Annotated in this window: 24 protein-coding genes; 8 read left to right on the top strand and 16 right to left on the bottom strand. The window is 41.5% G+C overall.

Features of this window, described 5'->3' with window-relative positions:
• Positions 1-5: 5 nt before the first annotated feature.
• Complete coding sequence (locus FTV11_RS00200) at positions 6-1,466, bottom strand: EcsC family protein (RefSeq protein WP_180073192.1); 1,461 nt, start codon at positions 1,464-1,466, stop codon at positions 6-8.
• Positions 1,467-1,739: 273 nt separating this feature from the next.
• On the opposite strand from FTV11_RS00200, the gene FTV11_RS00195 reads away from it, so the two are divergent.
• A complete protein-coding gene (locus FTV11_RS00195) occupies positions 1,740-2,969 on the top strand; it encodes a beta-ketoacyl synthase N-terminal-like domain-containing protein (RefSeq protein ID WP_111885033.1) in 1,230 nt (409 codons plus the stop codon).
• A 68-nt stretch (positions 2,970-3,037) separates the two neighbouring features.
• Positions 3,038-3,490 carry a protoporphyrinogen oxidase HemJ gene (gene hemJ, locus FTV11_RS00190; RefSeq protein WP_180022661.1) on the top strand — a complete coding sequence of 151 codons (453 nt, stop codon included), beginning with the start codon at positions 3,038-3,040 and terminating at the stop codon, positions 3,488-3,490.
• Positions 3,491-3,560: 70 nt separating this feature from the next.
• On the opposite strand, the gene FTV11_RS00185 is transcribed toward hemJ, so the two are convergent.
• The 9 genes from FTV11_RS00185 to FTV11_RS00145 all read right to left on the bottom strand — a co-directional run bounded on the left by FTV11_RS00185 (position 3,561) and on the right by FTV11_RS00145 (position 8,651).
• The gene (locus FTV11_RS00185) at positions 3,561-3,803 is read right to left on the bottom strand and encodes a hypothetical protein (RefSeq protein WP_180022662.1); all 243 of its coding nucleotides are present in this window, start codon (positions 3,801-3,803) and stop codon (positions 3,561-3,563) included.
• A 51-nt stretch (positions 3,804-3,854) separates the two neighbouring features.
• Positions 3,855-4,085 carry a hypothetical protein gene (locus FTV11_RS00180; protein ID WP_180022663.1) on the bottom strand — a complete coding sequence of 77 codons (231 nt, stop codon included), beginning with the start codon at positions 4,083-4,085 and terminating at the stop codon, positions 3,855-3,857.
• Positions 4,086-4,156: 71 nt separating this feature from the next.
• The gene (locus tag FTV11_RS00175; RefSeq protein ID WP_180005432.1) at positions 4,157-4,822 is read right to left on the bottom strand and encodes a hypothetical protein; all 666 of its coding nucleotides are present in this window, start codon (positions 4,820-4,822) and stop codon (positions 4,157-4,159) included.
• A gap of 108 nt (positions 4,823-4,930) precedes the next feature.
• Entirely contained in the window at positions 4,931-5,404 is a 474-nt protein-coding gene (lysM, locus tag FTV11_RS00170) for a peptidoglycan-binding protein LysM (RefSeq protein ID WP_078190053.1), read from the bottom strand.
• A 190-nt stretch (positions 5,405-5,594) separates the two neighbouring features.
• Positions 5,595-5,831, bottom strand: coding sequence for an acyl carrier protein (gene acpP / locus FTV11_RS00165; protein ID WP_078190054.1), 237 nt, complete (start codon positions 5,829-5,831; stop codon positions 5,595-5,597).
• An 85-nt stretch (positions 5,832-5,916) separates the two neighbouring features.
• Positions 5,917-6,651 carry a 3-oxoacyl-ACP reductase FabG gene (gene fabG / locus FTV11_RS00160; RefSeq protein ID WP_078190055.1) on the bottom strand — a complete coding sequence of 245 codons (735 nt, stop codon included), beginning with the start codon at positions 6,649-6,651 and terminating at the stop codon, positions 5,917-5,919.
• Positions 6,648-7,628 carry an ACP S-malonyltransferase gene (gene fabD / locus FTV11_RS00155; protein ID WP_180073191.1) on the bottom strand — a complete coding sequence of 327 codons (981 nt, stop codon included), beginning with the start codon at positions 7,626-7,628 and terminating at the stop codon, positions 6,648-6,650. The genes fabG and fabD overlap by 4 nt, the downstream gene beginning before the upstream one ends.
• A 205-nt stretch (positions 7,629-7,833) precedes the next feature.
• Positions 7,834-8,016, bottom strand: a complete 183-nt coding sequence (gene rpmF, locus FTV11_RS00150; protein WP_004279227.1) for a 50S ribosomal protein L32 — start codon at positions 8,014-8,016, stop codon at positions 7,834-7,836.
• Positions 8,017-8,093: 77 nt separating this feature from the next.
• The gene (locus tag FTV11_RS00145) at positions 8,094-8,651 is read right to left on the bottom strand and encodes a DUF177 domain-containing protein (protein WP_078190057.1); all 558 of its coding nucleotides are present in this window, start codon (positions 8,649-8,651) and stop codon (positions 8,094-8,096) included.
• A 97-nt stretch (positions 8,652-8,748) separates the two neighbouring features.
• Between FTV11_RS00145 and FTV11_RS00140 the strand changes: the two genes are divergently transcribed.
• From FTV11_RS00140 to FTV11_RS00130, 3 genes are all read left to right on the top strand, one after another.
• Positions 8,749-9,411 (top strand): elongation factor P hydroxylase, encoded by a 663-nt coding sequence (locus FTV11_RS00140; protein WP_180073190.1) that lies wholly within the window; start codon positions 8,749-8,751, stop codon positions 9,409-9,411.
• An 89-nt stretch (positions 9,412-9,500) separates the two neighbouring features.
• Positions 9,501-10,118: an L-threonylcarbamoyladenylate synthase gene (locus FTV11_RS00135; protein ID WP_078190059.1), complete on the top strand. Its 618-nt coding sequence runs from the start codon at positions 9,501-9,503 to the stop codon at positions 10,116-10,118.
• A 103-nt stretch (positions 10,119-10,221) separates the two neighbouring features.
• Positions 10,222-10,527 carry a hypothetical protein gene (locus FTV11_RS00130; protein WP_180005435.1) on the top strand — a complete coding sequence of 102 codons (306 nt, stop codon included), beginning with the start codon at positions 10,222-10,224 and terminating at the stop codon, positions 10,525-10,527.
• 35 nt (positions 10,528-10,562) lie between these two features.
• Here the strand turns inward: FTV11_RS00130 and FTV11_RS00125 are convergent, their stop codons facing one another.
• Positions 10,563-11,282: a GNAT family N-acetyltransferase gene (locus FTV11_RS00125; protein ID WP_180026726.1), complete on the bottom strand. Its 720-nt coding sequence runs from the start codon at positions 11,280-11,282 to the stop codon at positions 10,563-10,565.
• A gap of 339 nt (positions 11,283-11,621) precedes the next feature.
• Between FTV11_RS00125 and FTV11_RS00120 the strand changes: the two genes are divergently transcribed.
• The 3 genes from FTV11_RS00120 to rluB are packed head-to-tail and all read left to right on the top strand — an operon-like array spanning position 11,622 to position 14,169.
• Positions 11,622-12,416: a ScpA family protein gene (locus FTV11_RS00120; RefSeq protein ID WP_078190062.1), complete on the top strand. Its 795-nt coding sequence runs from the start codon at positions 11,622-11,624 to the stop codon at positions 12,414-12,416.
• Positions 12,413-13,009 (top strand): SMC-Scp complex subunit ScpB, encoded by a 597-nt coding sequence (gene scpB, locus FTV11_RS00115; protein WP_078190063.1) that lies wholly within the window; start codon positions 12,413-12,415, stop codon positions 13,007-13,009. The genes FTV11_RS00120 and scpB overlap by 4 nt, the downstream gene beginning before the upstream one ends.
• Positions 13,010-13,050: 41 nt before the next feature.
• On the top strand, positions 13,051-14,169 hold the full coding sequence (rluB, locus tag FTV11_RS00110) for a 23S rRNA pseudouridine(2605) synthase RluB (RefSeq protein WP_180073189.1): 1,119 nt from the start codon (positions 13,051-13,053) through the stop codon (positions 14,167-14,169).
• A 50-nt stretch (positions 14,170-14,219) separates the two neighbouring features.
• On the opposite strand, the gene FTV11_RS00105 is transcribed toward rluB, so the two are convergent.
• Genes FTV11_RS00105 through FTV11_RS00085 form a run of 5 tightly spaced genes read right to left on the bottom strand, consistent with a single transcriptional unit; the run spans position 14,220 to position 21,871 of the window.
• Complete coding sequence (locus tag FTV11_RS00105; protein ID WP_180026725.1) at positions 14,220-15,959, bottom strand: ABC transporter ATP-binding protein; 1,740 nt, start codon at positions 15,957-15,959, stop codon at positions 14,220-14,222.
• Positions 15,960-15,972: 13 nt separating this feature from the next.
• Positions 15,973-17,112, bottom strand: a complete 1,140-nt coding sequence (locus FTV11_RS00100) for an ABC transporter permease (protein ID WP_078190066.1) — start codon at positions 17,110-17,112, stop codon at positions 15,973-15,975.
• Between the two features lie 7 nt (positions 17,113-17,119).
• Positions 17,120-18,058: an ABC transporter permease gene (locus tag FTV11_RS00095; protein WP_078190067.1), complete on the bottom strand. Its 939-nt coding sequence runs from the start codon at positions 18,056-18,058 to the stop codon at positions 17,120-17,122.
• A gap of 10 nt (positions 18,059-18,068) precedes the next feature.
• Positions 18,069-20,084 (bottom strand): M3 family metallopeptidase, encoded by a 2,016-nt coding sequence (locus FTV11_RS00090; RefSeq protein ID WP_180073188.1) that lies wholly within the window; start codon positions 20,082-20,084, stop codon positions 18,069-18,071.
• Positions 20,085-20,107: 23 nt separating this feature from the next.
• Positions 20,108-21,871: an ABC transporter substrate-binding protein gene (locus FTV11_RS00085; protein ID WP_373685390.1), complete on the bottom strand. Its 1,764-nt coding sequence runs from the start codon at positions 21,869-21,871 to the stop codon at positions 20,108-20,110.
• Positions 21,872-21,932 lie beyond the last annotated feature (61 nt).

Here is a 21,932-nt window from a genome sequence, read left to right as displayed (position 1 = left end):
ATAGTTTATTTTTCAGAAGAATCTGCTGATTTTTTTGTAACTTTATCTACGGCTGCTGTTTTGGCTTTACGCGGCTTAGTTTTGGGTGCAGCTTTTTCCACTGGGACATCCTCCTGCTGTACAGATTCCAACACATCAAACTCATCTTTTTCAGCTAAAGTAGGTTTTTGCGCAGCCCCGGGTGCATGAGGCTCAACAACTTTCTCCGCAAGTGCCTCCAAACCTTCTGAGACTTTTTGTTCCTGCTCTACTTCCACTTCGGCTGCATCAGAGTTTTTAACTTGTGCTTTTTTGATGACTTTTACTGCGCGGATACTCTCATGACCTGCAACATCTATGGTCTGATCTAGTACCGGCTCAGCCAAATCAATATCTTTCGCCTTAATACCTTCTAGTAATTTAGGTGTTGCTTGAGCAAGCAACTCAAGAGAACGCTCATAGGCATGTAAAGGTGACAAGCTAATATCCTGATGCTGCAAAATATATTGGCGCGCATTAGAAAAGACTTGCTGTGCCTTCTGATTCACTTCATCCACTAAACGGCGACTATACACTACACTTACACCAACACTCGCCACAGGAGATAATCGTGATAGCTGATTTAACAATGAAACTTTTGGCATTTGATTGAGCCATGCCCACTTAAACTGACCATTTTCATCTAGTACATATTTTTTCAATGCTGCTGCATCAGTATCTGAACCCACCAATTGCTGCAATTGATGTAAATCACTATTTTGTAGCGTACTACTCAGAGCTTTTATTGCCATAAGCAAAGTTTGTTTTTCTGCAATTAAACTCAAGTCGACCTGTTTAAAAATAAACTGAACAATATCTTGGTCACTTTCTTTGCTTAAGTCGAAACCATAAGAACGTCCAACTTGATAAATCACTCGCAGAGTCATAATCAGTGAAGCAGGGATATCAATACTTGAACCAATGACACCTGTCGCACCTGTTAAAGCCCCTTGAATCGAAGCAATCCATTTATTTTGCTCACCCAGAGCCTGACTAATACGACGCGAACGATCGACATCTTGTGTCAACTCTTCTAAATCACGTACCCCAGCTTCATCCAGTACAGCATCTACAGATGAAATATCCGAACTAAAATGATTAAGTCGATCAAATAAATAATCAGAAATTTTGTCACTAAATTGAGGAGCAACAAAATTAGCCACATTATTTACAGTATTAAAATGTCGACCGAATAATTGTCTAGAAACATTTGGAACGTGTTCACGTAAGATTTGCTGAGGATTATCATATTTTTTTACATCAAATACGCCCGCTTGCCTTGACTGCCCCTCCAAGGTTTGACCATTTTTTTGAGGTTGAATGACCTTAGTTACGGATTCGGGTGCGACATGATTAATGATGGACACCCCAGTAGAACTGAACTTTTTAGCCACTCCAAAGGCGTTTGAGAGTAGACCTGCCGTTGGTTTATTATTCGTTTTCACCATTCCCTACCTCATTAAAACTATTCTTGAAATTATTGATAAATACTAGGTGTAGTCAAACTTTATCACAACTTGAATATGTATCTTTAAGTTAAGTTTTTTGCTGCAAAGTTGCAAATTAGCTCAGTCAACAATAGGCATAGGATTTGCCATAAGAATTCAAAAAGCTTTCTGCTATCATTATTCCAATCAAATTATATGAGTTCGCCTATTTAGAAAGTTTCCTTCGTATACTTTCTATAGCTTGCTCACACACTACCTATAAAGGATCTGTAGATGAAACGTGTTGTAATCACTGGTATGGGCATCAACTCATGCATTGGTAATACATTAGAAGATGTCACTCATTCTTTGCAAAACGGGATTTCTGGAACACGTTTCAACCCAAGTTATGCTGAACTTAATTTTAAAAGTCATGTCAGTGCGGCTGCAGAACAAAACTTTGACGGTATTGACCGCCGTTTAAAACGCTTTATGGGCGTATGCGCAATGTATGCATACAACTCAGCTTTGGCTGCGGTAGAAAATGCAGGCTTAACAGCAGAACAAATCGGTGGTAATCCACGTTACGGTATTGCGGGTGGGTCAGGTGGTGGTTCAACTGCATCTGTTGTTGAAATGAAAGAACTTCTAGACACCAAAGGTGCACGTAAAGTTGGTCCATTCTTTGTACCACGTAATATGACCAACACCATTACTGCAAACGTGGGTGTTGCATTTAAAATGCAAGGTATTGCACACACCATTACTAGCGCATGTGCAACATCTGCAGATGCCATTGGTTATGCATACAATTTGATTCAATTAGGCAAACAAGACTTAATGCTTGCCGGTGGTGGTGAAGAAGACCATTGGTCACAAAGTCTTTTATTTGATGCAATGGGCGCACTTTGTTCAAAATATAACGACACTCCAGAGACTGCTTCACGCCCTTACTCTGCTGACCGTGACGGTTTCGTGATCGCTGGCGGCGGTGGCTTCGTTGTACTAGAGTCACTTGAACATGCTCAAGCACGTGGTGCAAACATTTTGGCTGAAGTTGTCGGCTATGCAGCAAATTCTGACGGCGCTGACATGGTTGCACCATCGGGCGAAGGTGCGACGCGTTGTATCCTTATGGCTTTAGAAGAAGCTAAACAACATGGTGTAGATACCATCGACTATGTTAATACACACGGTACATCTACTCCGGCAGGCGATGTCACTGAACTTAAAGCGATGGAGCGTGCTTTCGGTGAAGGGCAAGTTCCTCCGCTCAGCTCGACCAAATCGATGACCGGTCACAGTCTGGGTGCTGCAGGTGTACAAGAAGCGATTTACTCTATTTTAATGATGCAAAATGACTTTATAGCACCAAATATCAACGTGACTGAACTTGACGAAGGTGCAAAACCTTTTGATATCGTACTTGAAAAACGTGATGCAAAATTGAATACTGTGATGAGTAACAGTTTTGGTTTTGGCGGTGTAAACGCTTGCCTCGTTTTCAAAAAATGGGAAGCATAATATAAAGTTTGCTGCTTTGGCGCTTCGGTGCCAAAGCACATACCCACCGCCCTTTTAAGGGTTAATATATGGATGCTCCATCAGATGCTTTCCTCTGGGTAAAAGCATTGCATATCATCGCAGTTGTTTGCTGGTTCGCAGCGCTATTCTATCTCCCTCGCCTTTATGTCTACCATGCTATGAGTGATGATGCTACGAGTCATCAGCGCTTTCAAATCATGGAACGTAAGCTATACCGCGGCATTATGTGGCCCGCTATGATTGCTACACTGATCACGGCGCACTTCCTCGTCGATTGGGGCGATGCAACACGACACTACCATGAAGCGCTTTGGTTCTATTTAAAAGTTGGATTGGTTGGACTATTGGTGATTTATCATTTTGTTTGTGGTTATTACCGTAAAAAGCTTATCGAAAATGCACATTATAAGTCGCATAAATTCTGGCGTTATTTTAATGAAATGCCCACTTTGATTTTATTTGCGGTTGTCATTTTAGTTGTAGTGAAGCCAAGCTTCTAAACGACTGTAAAAAAAGCCCCTACTCATTGGGGCTTTTTTATTTCTATATCAAAATGTTTATATACAAAAACTACAACTGCACACAGCTATCTAAAATATTCCAATTGTGTGCTCTAAATTGCTCACGCGGATACGGCACTTCAGCACACAACATCCCCTCTTTCTTAAAGAAACGTCGACCGTGGCTATTTTGATTCAACTGCATTAAATCAGTCGCACCCTGATTCAACAAATTAAAAATCATAATTCGATCATTCAAAATGTGCCCCGCAAGTACATAGCGCTCCCAAGGCACCCACTCTATATTGGACAAAGTATTGCCCAAATAATTTTTGATATGCCAAGATGAATACTGTCCCTGTTTTTAACCACCCTGCATCCTAAACGAATCATAAGAAAGCTCAGATAGCTGTGCCGCCTCTTCATATTGCTTAAACAATTGATTTGCAGTTTGATTTGGCAAATACAACCAATACATCAAGGAGGTATTCCAGCCCGATGACTGCTGCACCTGATCCAACACCGCATATATGCCATAGGCTTCCAATTGTGCTGCTGAGCGCAAACTCAACTGACTGGCACTTAAAGGCTCCAAATAAACTACTTGTCCAGTCTTTAACTGCTCATTACGTATAATTCAAACATAACGTGCCAGCCAGCTTTGAATCAACATCCTTTCAACCAATGAGTTCGGGCGCTCAAGCATCTGCTGCAATCTGTGATATTCAGCCATATAGCATCCAGCTTATCCTCTTTATTTAACGCAATATTGATCTGATAAAGGATCGCTAACTGATTTAAATACTTAAAGTCTGGATATGCGGAATTGCTCGGCATACTTAAACTGCGGTATTGGTCTGCATGCTGCAACCATGTGTTAAAGCGCTGCAACGGCACCTTTTCTTGCTGTATCAACGCACCAAGCACCTGATGATGCTCAACAACAAATGCGCTAGCTGCCTTAGGATCATCGACCAGCAATTGCTGAAACTCCGCAACTAAATTCGTCTGTTCTTCTGACCACTTTTCACGTGTTAGCTTCGCATTCAATGGCTGGCCCAATACATTCTGATGCTCTTGCCCCAACAAACTAAATGCCCAATCTTGATGATAACGATAGCGCCCAACATTCAATGCCGAAAACCGATCTGCGGCATTCAGCCCAAGCAAGTTAAAATACGGCTCTTGTGTGTAATTTGAATGATAAGAAATTTCAGACTGCTGCCACTTGAGCACCCGAGGATCAATACGCTCATCCCACCGCAGCCAAAGACAAAAACACACAACAACTGCAAGCAACAGCAAGAAAATAAAGATGATTTTTTGTTTCATTGATTTCTTATTTTGAATTATTTCAGCCGCATTATATTCAACTTCACCATTCACGCATACAAAAAAAAGCCATCACAAGATGGCTTTTTTTACTTTAAACACAAATATTTATGCAGGAATACGAAGCACCTGACCTGGGAAAATGTCATCGGCATTTTTTAGCAAAGGACGGTTTGCTTCAAAAATTTTATTGTATTGATTTGCATCACCATAAAATTCTTTAGAGATTTTAGACAGGTTATCCCCCGACTTGACAGTATAGAACTTACTTTCAGGCTCAGGACTCGTCACTGTTAACTGATCATCCACTTGCGCCACATGATCAATATTCCCTACCGCCAAGATAATCTTTTCACGATCCGCTTGGCTTTGTACCTGACCTTTCACTGTCGCTAGATCTGAAGTACCGTTATAACTCACAGACAAACCAGTTACAGGCAAGCCCAGTGCTTTAATATGACCCAATAACTTATTGGCAATTTCTTGTGCAGATGGTTCAGAAGGTGTTGCTGGCGCTGCCTGAGGCTCTGCAGGTGCTGTATTTTTTTTACCGATACCTTTTACAAAATCAAAAAGACCCATGTTTTTCTCCGTTGTTTTTACTGTTTTAAATAATTTAACTATTGTTCAAACTCTATTTTTATAGCTAAAAAATAACCGCTTTTGAGTTGTTGTTGGTGACAGAAACGTAAGCTAATGTAAAAACAAAATATTCGGCATAAAAAAGCCACCGAATGGTGGCTTTTTAAATCAGCATCGCTGAAATCTAAAATTAACCTAGTTTCTTAGAAACATAGTCAATTGCAGATTGTACAGTAGTGATTTCGTTTGAATCTTCATCAGGAATAGTGATGTCGAAATCGTTTTCGAAAGACATAACTAATTCAACTAGGTCTAGAGAGTCTGCACCTAAGTCATCCATGAAAGAAGCTTCGTTTTTGATCTCGTCTGCTTTAAGACCAAGTTGTTCAGCTACTGCTTGTTTTACGCGTTGTTCGATATCGCTCACAGGAATTCTCCTCATTGCTTGTGGCGTTTTTAATGCCGTTAGTTTAATTGAATCTAAATCGTTTTGAAAGTTTATACTTGAGCGCTTAGCTCATGTATAAACCACCATTTACATGTAATACAGTTCCGGTAATGTAACTTGCCTTTTCAGAAGCAAGAAAACTTACGGCATTTGCGATATCTTGCGGCTCACCTAAACGGTTTAAAGCCACTTGATCACTCATCTTTTTACGAATTTCTTCGCTTAACTGTTCTGTCATTTCTGTTGCAATAAAGCCCGGAGCCACTGCATTCACAGTGATTTGGCGGCTTCCCATCTCTTTTGCAAGGCTGCGACCAAAGGCCTCAATCCCTGCTTTTGCAGCAGAATAGTTTGCTTGTCCTGGGTTAGCAAAATGTGCAACCACAGAACTAATATTAATAATTCGTCCAAAACGTGCTTTGGTCATGCCCTTTAAAACACGTTTAGAAAGTCGATAAACGGCTTTCAAATGAATGTTGAGAATGTCATCCCAATCATCTTCTGACATACGAAGTAACAAATTATCTTTGGTAATACCAGCATTGTTCACCAAAACCAATACAGAACCAAAGTTTTGCTCAATGTCTGATACCAATGCATCGATTGCAGTTGCATCACGTACATCTAGAACTTTACCCGCACCATTTTCAGCAAAAGCAGCAGATAATTTTTCCGCACCCGCTTCTGAAGTTGCAGTACCTACAACAAAATAACCGTCTTGAATCAATTGCTGAGCAATTGCTGCTCCAATCCCTCGGCTCGCACCTGTTACTAAAGCAACTTTGCGTTCTTGTGTCATGCAATTTTCCCTTCTGCCACTAAAATGGCATTCAGTGCATCTTCCATACGACCTTTCGTGTCGAGTGGGAATGCTTTTTCAATATTTGGCAAACGTTTTGCGAGATTCGCAAGGACATTACCCGGACCACATTCAGCAATGTACTGAATACCTTGGTCTTGCAAATACTGCATGGTCTTTGTCCACTGTACAGATTGGTATAACTGTGCAGTTAACGCCTGACGTAATTGCGCTACATCAGTCGCGATTTCAGCGCCTACATTTTGTATTACAGGTATAGTAGGCAGCTCAATGGCAGTTTGTTCCAATGCTGTCGCAAACTGTTCAGCAGCAGGTTTCATCAATGCACAATGCGATGGCACAGAAACCGGAAGTGCAATTGCCTTACCGCCATTTTCCTTAGCAGCAGCCATAACCGCTTCAACCATGGCTTTATCACCCGCAATGACAACTTGACCTTGTGCATTGTAGTTTGCAGCATCTACTGAACCTGGGCCTTCTGCTTGAGCACAAAGTTCAATGACTTTGACATCATCTAGACCCAAAATTGCCGCCATTGCACCTTGACCTTCAGGTACAGCACTTTGCATCAACTGACCACGTAGGTTCACCAGTTTAACGGCATCACCTAGGCTCATCGCTCCCGCAGCAACCAAGGCGCTGTATTCACCTAATGAATGACCTGCAAGGTATTTCGGTGCAACACCACCTAACTCTAACCACACACGCCATAAAGCAATACTGGCAGTCAGTAGTACAGGTTGAGTAAATTCTGTTTGGTTTAACCCTTCACCACTTTGCGCAATTTGCCAAAGATCAAAGCCAGCCGCTTCTGATGCTTCTGCAAATGTTGCTTGCACACTACTAAACTGTTCTGCAAGTTCAGCGAGCATGCCGACTTTCTGTGACCCTTGACCCGGGAACACGAATGCAGTTTTAGTAGCTTGAGCTGCTTGCTCGAGTTGTTTAGCAGACATAAAAAAATCCTTTATCAAGACTGGTGAATTTATGCTATTTGGACATTTATTCAACACAATCCCATGTAAGCTTGTTTCAGGGACGGAAATTTAACACTTAATTTTTGTCTTGGTAATTGCCAAATGCAACAAAAAATCGGTACAAAAAAAGGGAGCTTAACGCTCCCATTTTTTCTACTAAGCTTGACGCTTAATACATCACCAATTATTCAGCAGATGCTTTAGCGAATAATTGACGACCACGGTAGATACCATCTTTAGATACGTGGTGACGACGGTGAGTCTCGCCAGTAGCTTGGTCTACAGTTAATGCATTCTCGGTTAAAGCGTCATGTGAACGGCGCATGTCACGGCGAGAGCGACTTTTACGGTTTTGCTGAACGGCCATGATGGCTCCTTACAAAGATCGAAAAAATGGATCAGAACAAATTCGATTGTCTTATACTCGAGAGTATAACACAAAAATTAGTTAAGTTTACCCTTCAAACCTGCCAAAACATCAAACGGGTTGTCCCGTTTTTCTTCAACAAGCTCTTCAGCGGCAGGTTGATGCTTATGTTCACAAGCGTCGTGCTTAGGTGACAAAGGCATCAACAATAACAATTCATCCTCTATCAGTGAGAGTAAATCAGCAGTCGCAGGTGCATCATATGAACCTTTGGTTGTTGCTTCACTTTCACCTAAAACGATGAAATCAGCATCCTCATCCAAGCGCTCTATCAGTGACTCGTCATCTACAAGAGCTAGATGAAAACTTAAAACAAGTGGGATCTCAACAGTATCCAGACAACGCTGGCATTCCATTGGAACATTTGTTTCAACATGACCATCCAGCCATACAATGCGATGATAAGCATCCATTGATAGCTTACAGTCTATGTTAATCAATTGATCATCAATTGATCCAACAGCTTCACGAGCAATACGAACAAAGCGAGATAATGGCAGTGTTCCTGACCATTTAAAGCCCTGTTCAGCCCATTTAAACGGCTCAATCTGTGCCGGAAAGGTATTTGCTGACATAATTAAGGCGGCAATTCTACAAATTCATCAGTACTCTGTCAAAGATTAAGATACAATTTTGTACTTATTTAGACAGACCATTTGGGTAACTTAAGTTATGCATCTGTTGCAGCCGCAAACAGAAGTGAATGTTTCATCACTTATGAGCACAATTTCAACGCTTGATTCTGACATTTCAACTGACCAAGTGCAACTCTCGGCTTGGGAGAAACTTTCCACAGAAACAGAACACGTCGATTGGCTCATCTTACACTTTAATCATTGGTTTTCCCACCTGAATGTGAGCTTAGTGAAAGGTGACTTTGAGCCCGAGTACTTTCCTGCTGATTCAAACGGCCCTGCCCGTATTCAATTTGCCCATGGTTATTTCAATAGCGCCCTGCATGAAATTAGCCATTGGACTATTGCTGGCGAGCAACGCCGTTTACTTCCCGATTTAGGCTATTGGTATGCACCAGATGGTCGTAGCAAAGAGCAACAAGCCCTCTTTGAACAGGTAGAAATTAAGCCCCAAGCGATCGAATGGTTATTTGCCAAAGCCTTTGGACGTAAATTTCGTGTCTCACTTGATAACCTTACTGGTGAAGGCGGTGATGGCAGTAGCTTTAAAGATAATGTCTATGCACAATTACAGGCTTATTTTAAGGGCGAAGCCAAACTTCCACGCGATGCTTGGCGCTTTATCCAATGCATTTGCCACTGTACACGTGCTGGCAAAATGTTACAGGCGAATGAATTTCAACGTGAAATGCTTGATTAAATTATACAATTTGACTGCATTTCACATTGCACAAAGCAAATAGACCGCGACATAATGTCTAGAGCTTTTAATAATAAGAGGAAAACGACATGTTGCATTTAAGAATACATCCGGAAAATCCTCAGCCCCGTTTAATTACGCAAGCCGTTGAACGGATTCGTGCCGGCGATGTGGTGGTTTATCCTACAGATGCCGCCTATGCCATCGGTTGCCAAATTGGGAACAAAAATGCCATGGAACGCATTGCCCAAATTCGTCAGCTCGATGCTAAACATCAATATGCGATTATTTGTGCAGATTTATCTGACATTGCCACTTATGCCAAAGTCGACAATGCCATGTATCGTTTATTGAAAAATAACACCCCTGCGGTCACTACCTTTATTTTGCCTGCGACCAGTGAAGTTCCTCGCCGTTTAATGCATCCTAAAAAGAAAACCATTGGACTACGCATTCCGAGCAACCCGATTTGCCAATTATTACTCAAAGAACTCGGTGAGCCTTTATTAACATCGACCTTAATTTTACCTGGCCAAAAAGAACCGATTGATGATCCTTATGAAATTGAACTGCAAATCGGCAAACGAATAGATGTATTAATTGATGGCGGTTTAGGTACTTTAAATACCACTAGCGTTGTAAACCTTGCAGGTGAATACCCTGAAGTGATTCGCCGTGGTGTCGGTGATGTCAGTGCATTTGAATAGCGTGTACTGTTAAATACATACTGTAACCAATCAGAGGCTCAGCATGTAATATACGTCTGCTTAAAACTCGGTTAATGCACCTTTCGATAAAGGAATCGACCTGATGACTTTATTTCAGATTTTACTCAAGCTCCAAAATGCGACAGACCTCAGTGTCTCCGAGCAAAGCAGTCTCAATCATTTTGCTATATATGCCACTGAGCCGTGGACTTTAGAATCCACGGCTCAACTGAGGGCAAAAGATGAAAATTTAATTTCACCAATAGCGACAACACAGCCGCAAATTTTTCGTTATTTTCTGCATGCATCAACGGTCAAATCACTGTTTAAACGTAGAGCTAATCAAAACCTCTGCTCGCAAGCGCAGTGCCAACTCATCATAGAATTTGCACTTGAACAAAAGATATGACTAACAGGCTCAAAGCCTTGAATAGTGGTTTTTGCTCAAGCGCAATAAAGCTGCATAAATTCTTTTAAGTGAATTTTTTGTTGTCCCAGCTCATCAAAATTATTTGTATCGAGCCAAGCTGCATAAGCTTGAGACAACATTGGCCAATCCTGATCTAACATCGCAAACCAAGCGGTATCACGGTTACGACCTTTCACAATCACATGTTGACGAAACAACCCTTCAAATTGAAAGCCAAAACGCAAAGCAGCGTTTTTCGAAGGCGTGTTCAAGTCATCACACTTCCACTCCACCCGTCTATATCCCGCTGAAAAGCATGCTTTTAACAATAGATAAATGGTTTCTGTTGCGGCGGTTGATCGCTTCATTAAACTTGAAAAAAAGACATTGCCAATTTCGATGACAGCATGTGCTGGGCGTACATTGAGCAATCCAATCCACCCTACAATGGCATCACCGACCTCAATGACATAATGCATCGAACCGGTAAAATGAAAGGATTGCTGAAAATAATCACGCAATTGCTGCATGCTTTGAATTTGAGAATAAGGCAAATACGTCCAACAGCGTTCATCAGGTTCTTGTTGTACTGTCTGCCATAGCCGCTGTAAAAGACTATCATCAAGCTGATCGGGTAGCATCGGAATAAGCCGAACAGATTGCCCCACTTCGGTTTTACATCTGAACTGGCAAGGTTCAAACTGCGTCAACGTCATCCCTACAGACTGACCCCATTGATTATATTGTTGTGGCATAGCTAATATTCTTTTAGTCAATTCATTCAAATCATTTCATGAAGGATGCCCATCATCCAGACATCACAGCTTAAATGAGTTCATGGATTGATGAGTGTATTTTTTACAATTAACACAAGATGTGATCGATATCACAGCTTTAAAATTTTACATGTGTATAAATAAAGCCTATTCCCTATAAATTTTAAGTTTTTTACCCAATTCAACCGTTCAGTAATTTCTTTAAACGCATTTTTCCATTACACTATTCCCTATAACTTTTGTGCTTTTACTTTCGATGTGAGATCGAAGCGAAAGCTGTCTGCATGCCTTTGAAAATTCGCGTGGCCTATAATTGCAATGAACCAAACTGTCCATAATTCTATGGAAGATGCTCCACACATTCGTGTTTTGGATGAGTGGCAAGAAGCTATTCCAGAAGATTTGTACATTCCACCCGCTGCATTTGAAATTCTATTAGAGCATTTCGAAGGACCACTCGACTTTCTGATTTACCTGATTCAAAAAAATGGCTTCGACTTATTACAAGTCGATATTGCCCCGATTGCATCCCAATATTTGTCCTATATGGATGCAATGAAATCTCTAGATATTGAATTAACCGCAGACTATATGGTGATGGCAGCCCTATTGGCCGATTTAAAATCGCGTCTATTATTGCCAAAACCTAAATCGACCGCAGCACATGAACAAGATCCTAAACAAGAATTGATTGACCGTTTAGAAACCTATTTGCGCATCAAACAAGCTGCGGAAAGATTAGGTCAAATGTCGGTATTGGATCGAGATACTTTCGATACCAATGTCAGTTTAGGAACGATTGTCGAAACCAATGATGGTTATGACATTCAATTACTTCGTGATGCCATACTCTGTGTCTTTAATCGACCAGAACCGGTTACCCACCAAATTTTGCAAGAGCCTGTCTTACTCGAAGAACGTATTGCTTATATTGAAACTAAGCTAGAGTCAGGTGAAGTATTAGACTTTGCGGACTTACTCAAACCAAGCCAAGGCCGCATGGGTGTTGTCGTGACATTTATGGCCGTGTTGGAACTGACACGCCAACAAAAAGTCCAAATTGTCGCATCAGGTGTAGAAGCACCGCTTGCAATTCAAGGAGCACGTGCATGAACACTGAACTTAAACAAATGACTGCGGTGTCTTCAGAAGATAATCTGCATGAAATTCTGATGCAGCTTGAAGCCATTATTTTTGCCAGTGAAGCGGCAGTGAGTATTGCCCGTTTAAAAGAGGCTTTCCAAGACCGTTTCAGTAAAACCGAATTACGCCAATATTTGCAGCAGCTTTCAATGCTGCAACACGGCAGATCAATTGAACTTGTTGAAACCGCTCAAGGTTTCCGTTTTCAAGTACGTGCAAAATATCGTAATATTATTGCACAGACCTGGCCTGAACGACCAACTCGTTTATCGCCATCCTTGCTCGAAACTCTTTCTGTCATTGCTTACCATCAACCGGTAACCCGCGCAGATATTGAGCAAATCCGTGGGGTGACCAACAATAGTCAAATTTTACGTACGTTATTTGACTGGAACTGGATTAAAGAATCTGGTTTTCGTGAACTCCCAGGACGACCCGCGTTGTTAGTTACAACGCCTCAATTTTTAAATGCTTTTGGTCTAACCTCTTTGGGCCAATTGCCTCCCCTGCAGGATGCCAAGGAAGCTTTTATGGCCCTCGATGCGAATGCACCGAAGTCATAAATAGGTGAACTGTTGATGATAATTTCTAAGGTTATGCTGTCATGAGTGAAAAATTGCAAAAGGTGCTCGCACGCGTTGGTTTGGGTTCTCGCCGTTATATGGAAGAAGTCATTGCCGCTGGTCGTGTGAGCGTAAATGGGCAAATTGCCCAAGTGGGTGAACGTATTGAACCAGGTGATGAGCTTCGCATCGATGGTCGTAAAGTTCAGTTCCAAATTGAAGACGAAATTCGTCGCCGTGTGTTGATTTACTATAAACCAGAAGGCGAAATTTGTTCACGCAATGACCCTGAAAACCGTCCAACGGTATTTGAACAATTACCTCAAATTACCGGCGATCGTTGGGTAATGGTGGGTCGTCTAGATATTAACTCTACAGGTCTATTGCTGTTCACGAATGACGGTGAACTGGCGAACCGTTTAATGCACCCTTCTAGCGAAATCGAACGTGAATATGCCGTTCGTGTCATGGGTGAAGTCACTCCTCAATTAAAAAACAACATGTTACAAGGTGTTGTTTTAGATGATGGCCCTGCAAAATTTGAGTCATTCTCTGAAATTGGTGGTGACGGTATTAACCGTTGGTATCAAGTGGTCGTAAAAGAAGGTCGTAACCGCGAAGTTCGTCGTATTTTCGAGTCTCAAGGCTTAAAAGTGAGCCGTCTTTTACGTACACGTTATGGTTCAGTAATTCTGCCACGCGAACTACGTACTGGTCGCTGGATCGAGCTAGATAAACAAGATATCGACAACTTAACCAAGTCCGTTGAGCTTAAACCACGTCAAGGTACTGGCCTGTTTGGTATGGCGAAACGTCGTACTGAACGTATGCAAGATAAACCAATGGCAGCACGTCGTGGTGGTTACTTACGCCAACAACGTCGTGACAGTGACGAAAACCAGCCACAACAAAGCAATGGTTATCAAGACAATCGTGGCGAACGTCGTACTGGTGGTACTGAAGGTGGATTCCAAGGCAATGGATTTAATCGTTCAGAGCGTCGCAACGACGGTTTCAACAATAACCGTAATGATCGCAACAGTGAAAACTTCGGTAACCGTGAACGTCGTAACGACAATTTTGGCAATCGTGAGCGTCGTAATGACTCTGTGCCAAGTCGCGCATTTAGCGGAAACAACAAAGGCTTTAAGAAATTTTAATTTCTTAAGTATAAAAAAACCGCTCATTTGAGCGGTTTTTTTTATGATTACTAAGCAAATTGTTCAGTGGTTTGTGGAATCGCACTCAGCAAACGCTTGGTATATTCATGCTGCGGCGATCTATACAACTCATCCGAGTTTGCAATTTCAACGATATCACCATGGTTCATCACCATGATTTGGTCAGAAATATATTTCACTACAGATAAATCATGTGAAATAAAGATATAGCTCAAACCAAACTCATCTTGTAAGTCTTGCAATAAATTCAGAACTTGGGCTTGAACCGAAACATCTAATGCAGAGACAGACTCATCACAGATCAAAATTTCTGGCTTTAAGGTCAAGCATCGTGCAATGGCAATACGTTGACGCTGACCACCAGAAAACTCATGTGGATAGCGATAAAATGCTTGTGCAGGCAAACTGACACGTTCAAGTAAATCAAACGCCATTTGCTCTCGTTCTGCATCATCCTTCCCAATCTGATGCACTTGCATCGGCTCCATCAGAATTTGACCCACAGTAAAACGTGGATTAAGTGAAGCATATGGGTTTTGGAAAATGATCTGTATTTTGCGCTGATATTGGGTAAATTCTTTTTCGCTCATCGCCAAAATATCATGACCTTCAAACAGCGCCTGACCACCTGTCGCTTCCTGTAGACGCATCAGTAAAAGGCCGATTGTGGTTTTACCTGAGCCAGACTCTCCAACCAACCCGAGCGTTTTACCTTTCGCCAGTTGAAACGAGACACCTTTGACCGCCTGATATTCATCCTTACCAAATAAACCCTTGCGGCTATAAAAAGATTTTTTCAGGTCTTTGACATCTAAAATAATCTGTTCGTTACCCGTAAGACCACGCGTTCGTTGTCTACGGGTTTCCTCAGATAAATGCACATCCTCAATCAGCTCATCACCATTTTGACGCATAAAATCACTGATCATTGGCAATTTATAAGGACGCTCAGACATCTGAGGACGGCACTTGAGCAAAGCGCGTGTGTAAATATCTTTAGGATGATCCAGCACTTCATTGACCAAGCCTTGTTCACGGATTTCTCCATGACGCATGACAATCACCTGATCGGCAATTTCACTTACCAATGCTAAATCATGTGTAATGAACAGCATCGACATCTCACGTTTCTTTTGCAAGGCTTCGAGTAAATCTAAAATTTGCTTTTGAATCGTCACATCAAGTGCTGTGGTTGGCTCATCTGCAATCAATAACTTCGGCTCACATGCAATTGCCATAGCAATCATGACCCGCTGTTGTTGGCCACCTGACATTTGGCTAGGATAGGCATCAATTTTCGTTTCAGGAGAAGGAATACCCACTTCCTTCAATAATTCCAAAGTCCGTGCTCTTGCCTGCTTACGTCCCATACCTAGATGAAGTCGTAATACTTCTGCAATTTGATCACCCACCGTAAAGACAGGATTGAGTGACGACATCGGTTCCTGAAAAATCATCGCAATATCTTTACCGCAGATATTGCGCATTTCTCTTGGTGACAGACTCAGTAAATCCCGCCCTTCAAAAACTATTTTACTGCTCGTATCTATACGGCTTTGATCACGTGGCAACAGCCCCATGGTTGCCAACGAGGTCACCGACTTGCCACTGCCAGATTCTCCCACAAGCGCCACAGTTGTATTGGCAGGAATGTCAAAAGATATTCCTTTGACCGTTTCGATATAACTTTTATCTTCAGCTTTAAAGCTCACTTTCAGGTTTTGAACACTGAGGAGCGTTGGTTTAACAGTTTGATTTTGTTCCGTCATCCTTTACTCCTCCTTATTTCAATTTTGGATCTAATGCATCACGCAATGCATCAGTAAACATTGAAAATGCCGTAACCAAAACCGCCATCGCTACAGATGCTGCGATAAGTTGCCACCATTTACCTAAAATCAATTCACTTTGTGCTTCATTAAGCATACTTCCCCATGACACAACCCCAACAGGAACACCAAATCCCAAGAAGCTCAAAATCACTTCTGACTTAATAAAGGCCACCACTAAAATCGAGATTTGCACCAATGCAATATGACTGACGTTCGGAAAGATATGCACAAAGATGCGTCGGAAATGACTCACCCCTATCGCTTTGGCAGCGAGTACATATTCACGCGAAGTATGTTTCATATACTCTGCGCGAATCAGACGATACACCCCCGTCCATCCAGTAAGCCCTAGAATGAGGACAATCGATAAGATCCCCTTTTGCTGTAGTACAGCAGCAATCGCAAGAACCAAGAGCAAATACGGAATCGAGGTAAAAATGTTATAGAACCAGTTTAAAATATCATCAACCCAACCACCAAAGTAGCCAGAAATTGCCCCTAAAATTGTCCCAATCACGACAGCAAGTAATGCAGCTACCACGCCAACAATAATAGATGTTTCAGCACCCTTAATGGTTTTTTGCAGGACATCCTGCCCCCATTTATCCGCACCAAACGGTAAAGTTTGTTTTAGCTCGCTTTGTTGATCTAACAAATGACCACCCAATTGCTGATCAATCGCCTTCATATCTTCTGCTAATGGATCGACAACGCCATAGTAGTCAATTGCATTGGCACCACCTTGCTCAGTCGCAATCTCTGCATTCAGTTCAGCAATTACATCCTTTAAAGGATCAACAGGATTTTCAGGCAATGCCATATCTTCTGCTGATGCTTTGGTTTTGGCTGTTTCATTGAGTTCCGCCCCAATAAAACTTGGAGGTGCATAACTAACTGCCACTTCTTTATTCCAATTGGATGCAACCACGCCTGTCATCGACAATAGCAACACCACGAAATAGCACAGTACAACGAACAACGACACCATCGCTAATTTATCGGCCTTTAGGCGTCGCATCGCCAACTTCCACAAGCCAGTCGATGCAGGTGTTGATGCCGTTGCTTTGGTCTTATTGAATATTCCTAGCATAGGCCACCTACTTCAACTGAACGCGAGGATCGACAAGTTTATAAATCAAATCCGCGATTAAGTTAAAAATCATTGTAGCCGCTGCAACGTAGACTGTAATCGCCTTAATGACAGGGAAGTCACTGCGTTCAACAGCAATAATGACTTCACGACCAATACCCGGAATACCAAAGAATCGTTCAATCAGGAAAGCGCCTATCAGCAGTGCCGGTAGACTCGACATGACATCGGTAATAATTGGAATTGAGGCGTTACGCAGTACATGTACACCTAAAATACGGCTTTCACCCACACCTTTTGCGCGCGCAGTTCGAACATAGTCTTGATTGACTTCATCCAATACAAAACTGCGGTATAAGCGCAAAGTTGGCGCAATACTTACCACCAACATAATTAAGATAGGCAATAAACCGTATTTAAATAAGTTTTCGCTAAAGTGATCACTCCAGCCTTGAACCGGAAACCAACTCAACTGATATGCAAAAACATATTGAAAAACAATAATATAAACCAAAATACTGATCGACATACCAATCGTACAAAGCATCATAATCATACGATCGGTTAATGTGCCACGAACTGAAGCCACAGCAAGTGCCAAACCAATTGAAATGATCGTTTGCAAAATAGTTAAAGGAATTAAAATCGTCAGTGATGGTCCTAGACGGGTCAAAATAATATCTGACACCGACTCACCTGTACTCCAACTCATTCCATAATCAAAAGTTAAAATCTGCTTAATGAAGATCCACAATTGGACATAGTAGGGTTGATCAACCCCCAACTGTTGACGGATGTTTTCAATTTGCTCTGGGTTCGACATTTTGCCTGCTAAAATATAAGCAGGGTCCCCACCTACCCAATTAAATAAGAAGAATATGAGCAGAACAACCCCCAACATCGTTGGGATCATCTGCCATATACGCCGTATGATATATGCCAGCATAAAGTTGTCCTTACTTCACTCGTTGTCCAGTAATTTCATCAAAGAAAGCTTTGTTATCAGGTTTACGACCTAAGAAATCATGTACCAATTTTTCTGCTTCATATTGACCACCTTGCGACAAGATCGTTTTACGGTAGCGTTGTCCCACTTCAGGGTTATTTAGGTTATCTCCGAAAGCAGACAACATATCGAGTGCCATCACTTCAGACCACATATAGCCATAATAGCCAACTTGGTAACCGCCCATGATATGGTTGAATTGTCCTGGGAATTCAGTGCTTGGGACATAGCCTAAAGCTGTCTCGCCTTCCATTTTCTTCCAGACATCTAAAGGTTTAACACTCAAAGCATCTGATGAGTGAAGTGCCATATCATATTTTGCATACAAGGCTTGACGTGCATAATGCAAACCACGTCCATAGCTATGAACTACTTTTAATTTATTAATCAGTGCATCATCTACAGGTGGACACGCTGGATTACAGTAATTTGCGAGTGTAGATAAAGTTTCTTTACGACGCGCCCATTCTTCATACATTTGTGAAGGTGCTTCTACAAAGTCGCGCTCTACTGAAGTCCCCGATTGGGATGCATAGCGTGTATTGGACAAAATACCGTGTAAAGCATGACCAAACTCATGAACAAAGGTTTCAAGTTCATCACTATTTAGACCTTTACGGTTAAAATTAGTCACCAAAGCAGAAATTGGTTTACGCTTAGTCAAGGTACTACCACCTTTTACGCCCCAAACAGCCGCATGACCATACTTCCCTTCACGTGGGTATTTATCGATATATAAACCACCAAGCAACTCACCGGTCTTTTTATCTTTTACATCGTAATATTCAACTTCTGACTGCCAAACATCGACTTTCGCAGGCTTAAATTCAATGCCATAAAGGTCAGATGAAATGGCAAAAATCCATTCTTGAGATGCTTGGGTTGGGAAATAGTCACGCAATTTTTCTTGATCGATTTGATACTTTTCTTTGCGAAGTTTTTCACTCCAGTAACTCTCACTCCAGCGATTGATTTCAGCTTTTTCGAGTGGAATTTTCAGGCTTTTCGCTTTGAACTCACGTAAAGTCTCAACTTCTTTTTTCTCTAAAGGTGCCACCGTTTGATGAACATCGGCTAAGAACTTATTCACTGTTTCAGGGTCTTTTGCCATACGGTGTTGCAACACCCATTCGGCATAGCTTTTTTTGCCAAAGAGCTGCGCAATTTCATAACGTAAATCCATTGCTTGCTTTAACAATACTAAGTTTTTCTCAGTACCACGACGCGTGAATGCAGTTTGGTAACGCTTACGCGCATCATCGCTTTCTGCGAGTTCCATAAATGGACGGTATTCTGGGTATTCAAAACCGAGCAAATAATTGCCCTTTTCATTTTTCTTTAAGCCCGAAATATAGCTGTCTGGCAAGCCTTTCAACTCCGCCGGTGTAAACTCCAGTTTTTCTTTATTATCTCGTACATTACGCGCATATTCTTGTTCAATTTTTGCTAATTCATCAAAGATAGCTTTCAAACGAGCACGTTTTTCAGGTGTAAATTGTACCCCTGTATTTTCAAAACCATCCAAGATGTCTTGACGCATTTTTTTATCAATTTCGTCATTGGTTTTGAGTTTTTTAATTTGCTCATAAAGTTTTGGATTTTGATAAACCGAAGTTTGAAACTCCATAATTTTAATTTCACAATCTTCCGCAGCCTTACGTAAAACCTCATCAGGATCGACGTTGCTATATAGTCCGATTGGTCCATAAAAATCTTCAAATTTGGCAAAAATTTGATCCCACTCCGCCAAAACAGGTGCTACTTTTGCATTATTTTTTATCTTTTTTTGCTCAAATGCCGCTAAATCTGTTTTCACTTGCTGAATTTTGGCATCACACAGCGCAGGTATTTCTTTGGCTTGGAACTTTGGCAAAGTACTCCGTATTGAATCTTCGGCTTGAACGAATTGGCTAGCGCCGATCATCAACATACTGAGGGTGGTGAGTTTCAAAGCTTTATTTTTCATAATTTCTCCAGTTTTGTTCCATTTTATTTTTTCGGGTCAATATCGATGTACATCCATTCTGTTGCCAAAATTGGATGCTTTTTATAACCAATCACGCGTGGTTGCGACAACACACTACGGTAACGTGCATAATTAATTTGGACAGGCATGTACACTTCTAATATGCGTGACATTTTCCGATAGATTGCATCACGCTCCGGTCCCGGTTTCATACGCTGCGTCTGTTCATATAAACGGTCGTATTCAGGAATTTTTGAACAGCCGTTGTTGGTGACATTGATATTTTTGCCATAGAACAATTGCATAAAATTGTCTGCATCTGGATAGTCTGCGATCCATGCAGATGCTTTAAACATGGTTTTACACTGTTTTTCGGCTTTTAAAGCTTCTGCAAATGGCATCGACTTTGTTGTCATTTTAATTTTGATGCTATCTAAAGTTTTCTTCCAAAATTCGCCCAACTGCTGACTACGGCTACTATTGCCCGATATCGTCATTTCAATCGTAAGCGGTTTACCATTCGGTTGAGTACGCCAACCATCTGCGCCGACTTTATAGTTATAACGATCGAGCAATAAATTTGCCGCTTTAACTGAGTATGGAATACTCGACTTATAATTCGGGTCATAGCCGACAACGCCGAGTGGAATTGGGCTTTGTAATTTTTGTGCATCACCATTCATCAAAATTTTGATTTGATTATCTGCTGAATAAGCCATCGCCATTGCACGACGTAATGCAATTTTTTCTTTACTAAAACCTCCAACCACAGGGTTTTGCATATTCCAATAGTGATAGTCGATAGAGGGGTCAGAAATCCGCGACATTTGGATGCCTTTTTTAGCCAACTCAGGCTTTAGCTCTCCATCTTTTAAGGCTTGTACCGACAAATCTCCATCTAGTACCAACAAATCCGCTTCATTTTTTGCAAAGGTCAACCAACGTGATTGTGATTCTTCCATCACCTGAATATCAATCACGCCAATTTGCGGCATTTTTTTGCCTTGCATGGCTTTTACAATCTTTTCATCTTTGGCATCTGATGCTTTAAAGTCCCAGACAAAGCCACGATAGTTTGGATTGGCCTTTAAAATAATTCGTGAACCAGGTGTCCAGCGTGTCAAAATATATGGCCCTGTGCCCACAGGTTTACCCATCACAAAACCCGCTTTGTCTCGATATTTTTCGACCACTTCACGTGCCATGGCCGATGCAGGTTGATGAGCCAATAACATTGGAAAGTTTTGATCTGGAGAATTTAAACGAATGACAAGGGTATACCGATCAGGGGTTTGTATGCCTTCAATGGGCGCATCATAATCAAACTTACCTGTTTTTTTTGCCTTTTCTAAAACCTTCTCCATCCCTAAAATACGACCATCAAGTAGCCAACTGTTTGGTGAACGAAGTTGTGGATCGACTAAACGTCTAAAGGTATATGCATAATCAGCCGAGGTTAATTCTCTTTTTTTGCCCTTAAATACAGGATCATCCGCAAAATAAATGCCTCTTTGCAGGCGAATGGTATAAGTCAAACCATCAGCACTGATTTCTGGCATCGCAGCCGCCGTTTTAGGAACCAACTTTGCTGGTGATGCTAAATAGTCATAGGTATATAAGGTTTCAAAGATTGAGGTATTCACATGTGCAGAATACAGATCATGTACGCCAACTGGGTCAAAACCTGTTTCTGCGACAGGGAAAATATGACGTAAAACTTTATTTGGATCTGCTGGATTCTTTGCCATTGCTAATGTCGGCATCGCACTGAATAGCACTCCCCCCATCAAACACGCTGTAGCAAATTTGGTTAGCGTAAAATTCGAATTTCGCTTCATTGTAATCCTG

Origin of the sequence: Acinetobacter sp. YH12231 (assembly GCF_013417755.1) — a bacterium.
Lineage (GTDB): Bacteria > Pseudomonadota > Gammaproteobacteria > Pseudomonadales > Moraxellaceae > Acinetobacter > Acinetobacter amyesii.
The sequence above is the reverse complement of the archived record's forward strand: the minus strand, read 5'-3'. Positions and strand labels throughout refer to the sequence as shown.

Coding starts and splice junctions, on each gene's coding strand:
- FTV11_RS00175 (WP_180005432.1), bottom strand. CDS start 4,822: ATGAAACAAAAAATCATCTTTATTTTCTTGCTGTTGCTTGCAGTTGTT.
- fabD (WP_180073191.1), bottom strand. CDS start 7,628: ATGTCTGCTAAACAACTCGAGCAAGCAGCTCAAGCTACTAAAACTGCA.
- FTV11_RS00135 (WP_078190059.1), top strand. CDS start 9,501: ATGTTGCATTTAAGAATACATCCGGAAAATCCTCAGCCCCGTTTAATT.
- FTV11_RS00130 (WP_180005435.1), top strand. CDS start 10,222: ATGACTTTATTTCAGATTTTACTCAAGCTCCAAAATGCGACAGACCTC.
- FTV11_RS00120 (WP_078190062.1), top strand. CDS start 11,622: ATGAACCAAACTGTCCATAATTCTATGGAAGATGCTCCACACATTCGT.
- rluB (WP_180073189.1), top strand. CDS start 13,051: ATGAGTGAAAAATTGCAAAAGGTGCTCGCACGCGTTGGTTTGGGTTCT.
- FTV11_RS00125 (WP_180026726.1), bottom strand. CDS start 11,282: ATGCCACAACAATATAATCAATGGGGTCAGTCTGTAGGGATGACGTTG.
- scpB (WP_078190063.1), top strand. CDS start 12,413: ATGAACACTGAACTTAAACAAATGACTGCGGTGTCTTCAGAAGATAAT.
- FTV11_RS00195 (WP_111885033.1), top strand. CDS start 1,740: ATGAAACGTGTTGTAATCACTGGTATGGGCATCAACTCATGCATTGGT.
- FTV11_RS00140 (WP_180073190.1), top strand. CDS start 8,749: ATGCATCTGTTGCAGCCGCAAACAGAAGTGAATGTTTCATCACTTATG.
- FTV11_RS00100 (WP_078190066.1), bottom strand. CDS start 17,112: ATGCTAGGAATATTCAATAAGACCAAAGCAACGGCATCAACACCTGCA.
- FTV11_RS00095 (WP_078190067.1), bottom strand. CDS start 18,058: ATGCTGGCATATATCATACGGCGTATATGGCAGATGATCCCAACGATG.
- FTV11_RS00200 (WP_180073192.1), bottom strand. CDS start 1,466: ATGGTGAAAACGAATAATAAACCAACGGCAGGTCTACTCTCAAACGCC.
- FTV11_RS00105 (WP_180026725.1), bottom strand. CDS start 15,959: ATGACGGAACAAAATCAAACTGTTAAACCAACGCTCCTCAGTGTTCAA.
- rpmF (WP_004279227.1), bottom strand. CDS start 8,016: ATGGCCGTTCAGCAAAACCGTAAAAGTCGCTCTCGCCGTGACATGCGC.
- FTV11_RS00085 (WP_373685390.1), bottom strand. CDS start 21,871: ATGGGGGGAGTGCTATTCAGTGCGATGCCGACATTAGCAATGGCAAAG.
- fabG (WP_078190055.1), bottom strand. CDS start 6,651: ATGACACAAGAACGCAAAGTTGCTTTAGTAACAGGTGCGAGCCGAGGG.
- FTV11_RS00145 (WP_078190057.1), bottom strand. CDS start 8,651: ATGTCAGCAAATACCTTTCCGGCACAGATTGAGCCGTTTAAATGGGCT.
- lysM (WP_078190053.1), bottom strand. CDS start 5,404: ATGGGTCTTTTTGATTTTGTAAAAGGTATCGGTAAAAAAAATACAGCA.
- hemJ (WP_180022661.1), top strand. CDS start 3,038: ATGGATGCTCCATCAGATGCTTTCCTCTGGGTAAAAGCATTGCATATC.
- FTV11_RS00090 (WP_180073188.1), bottom strand. CDS start 20,084: ATGAAAAATAAAGCTTTGAAACTCACCACCCTCAGTATGTTGATGATC.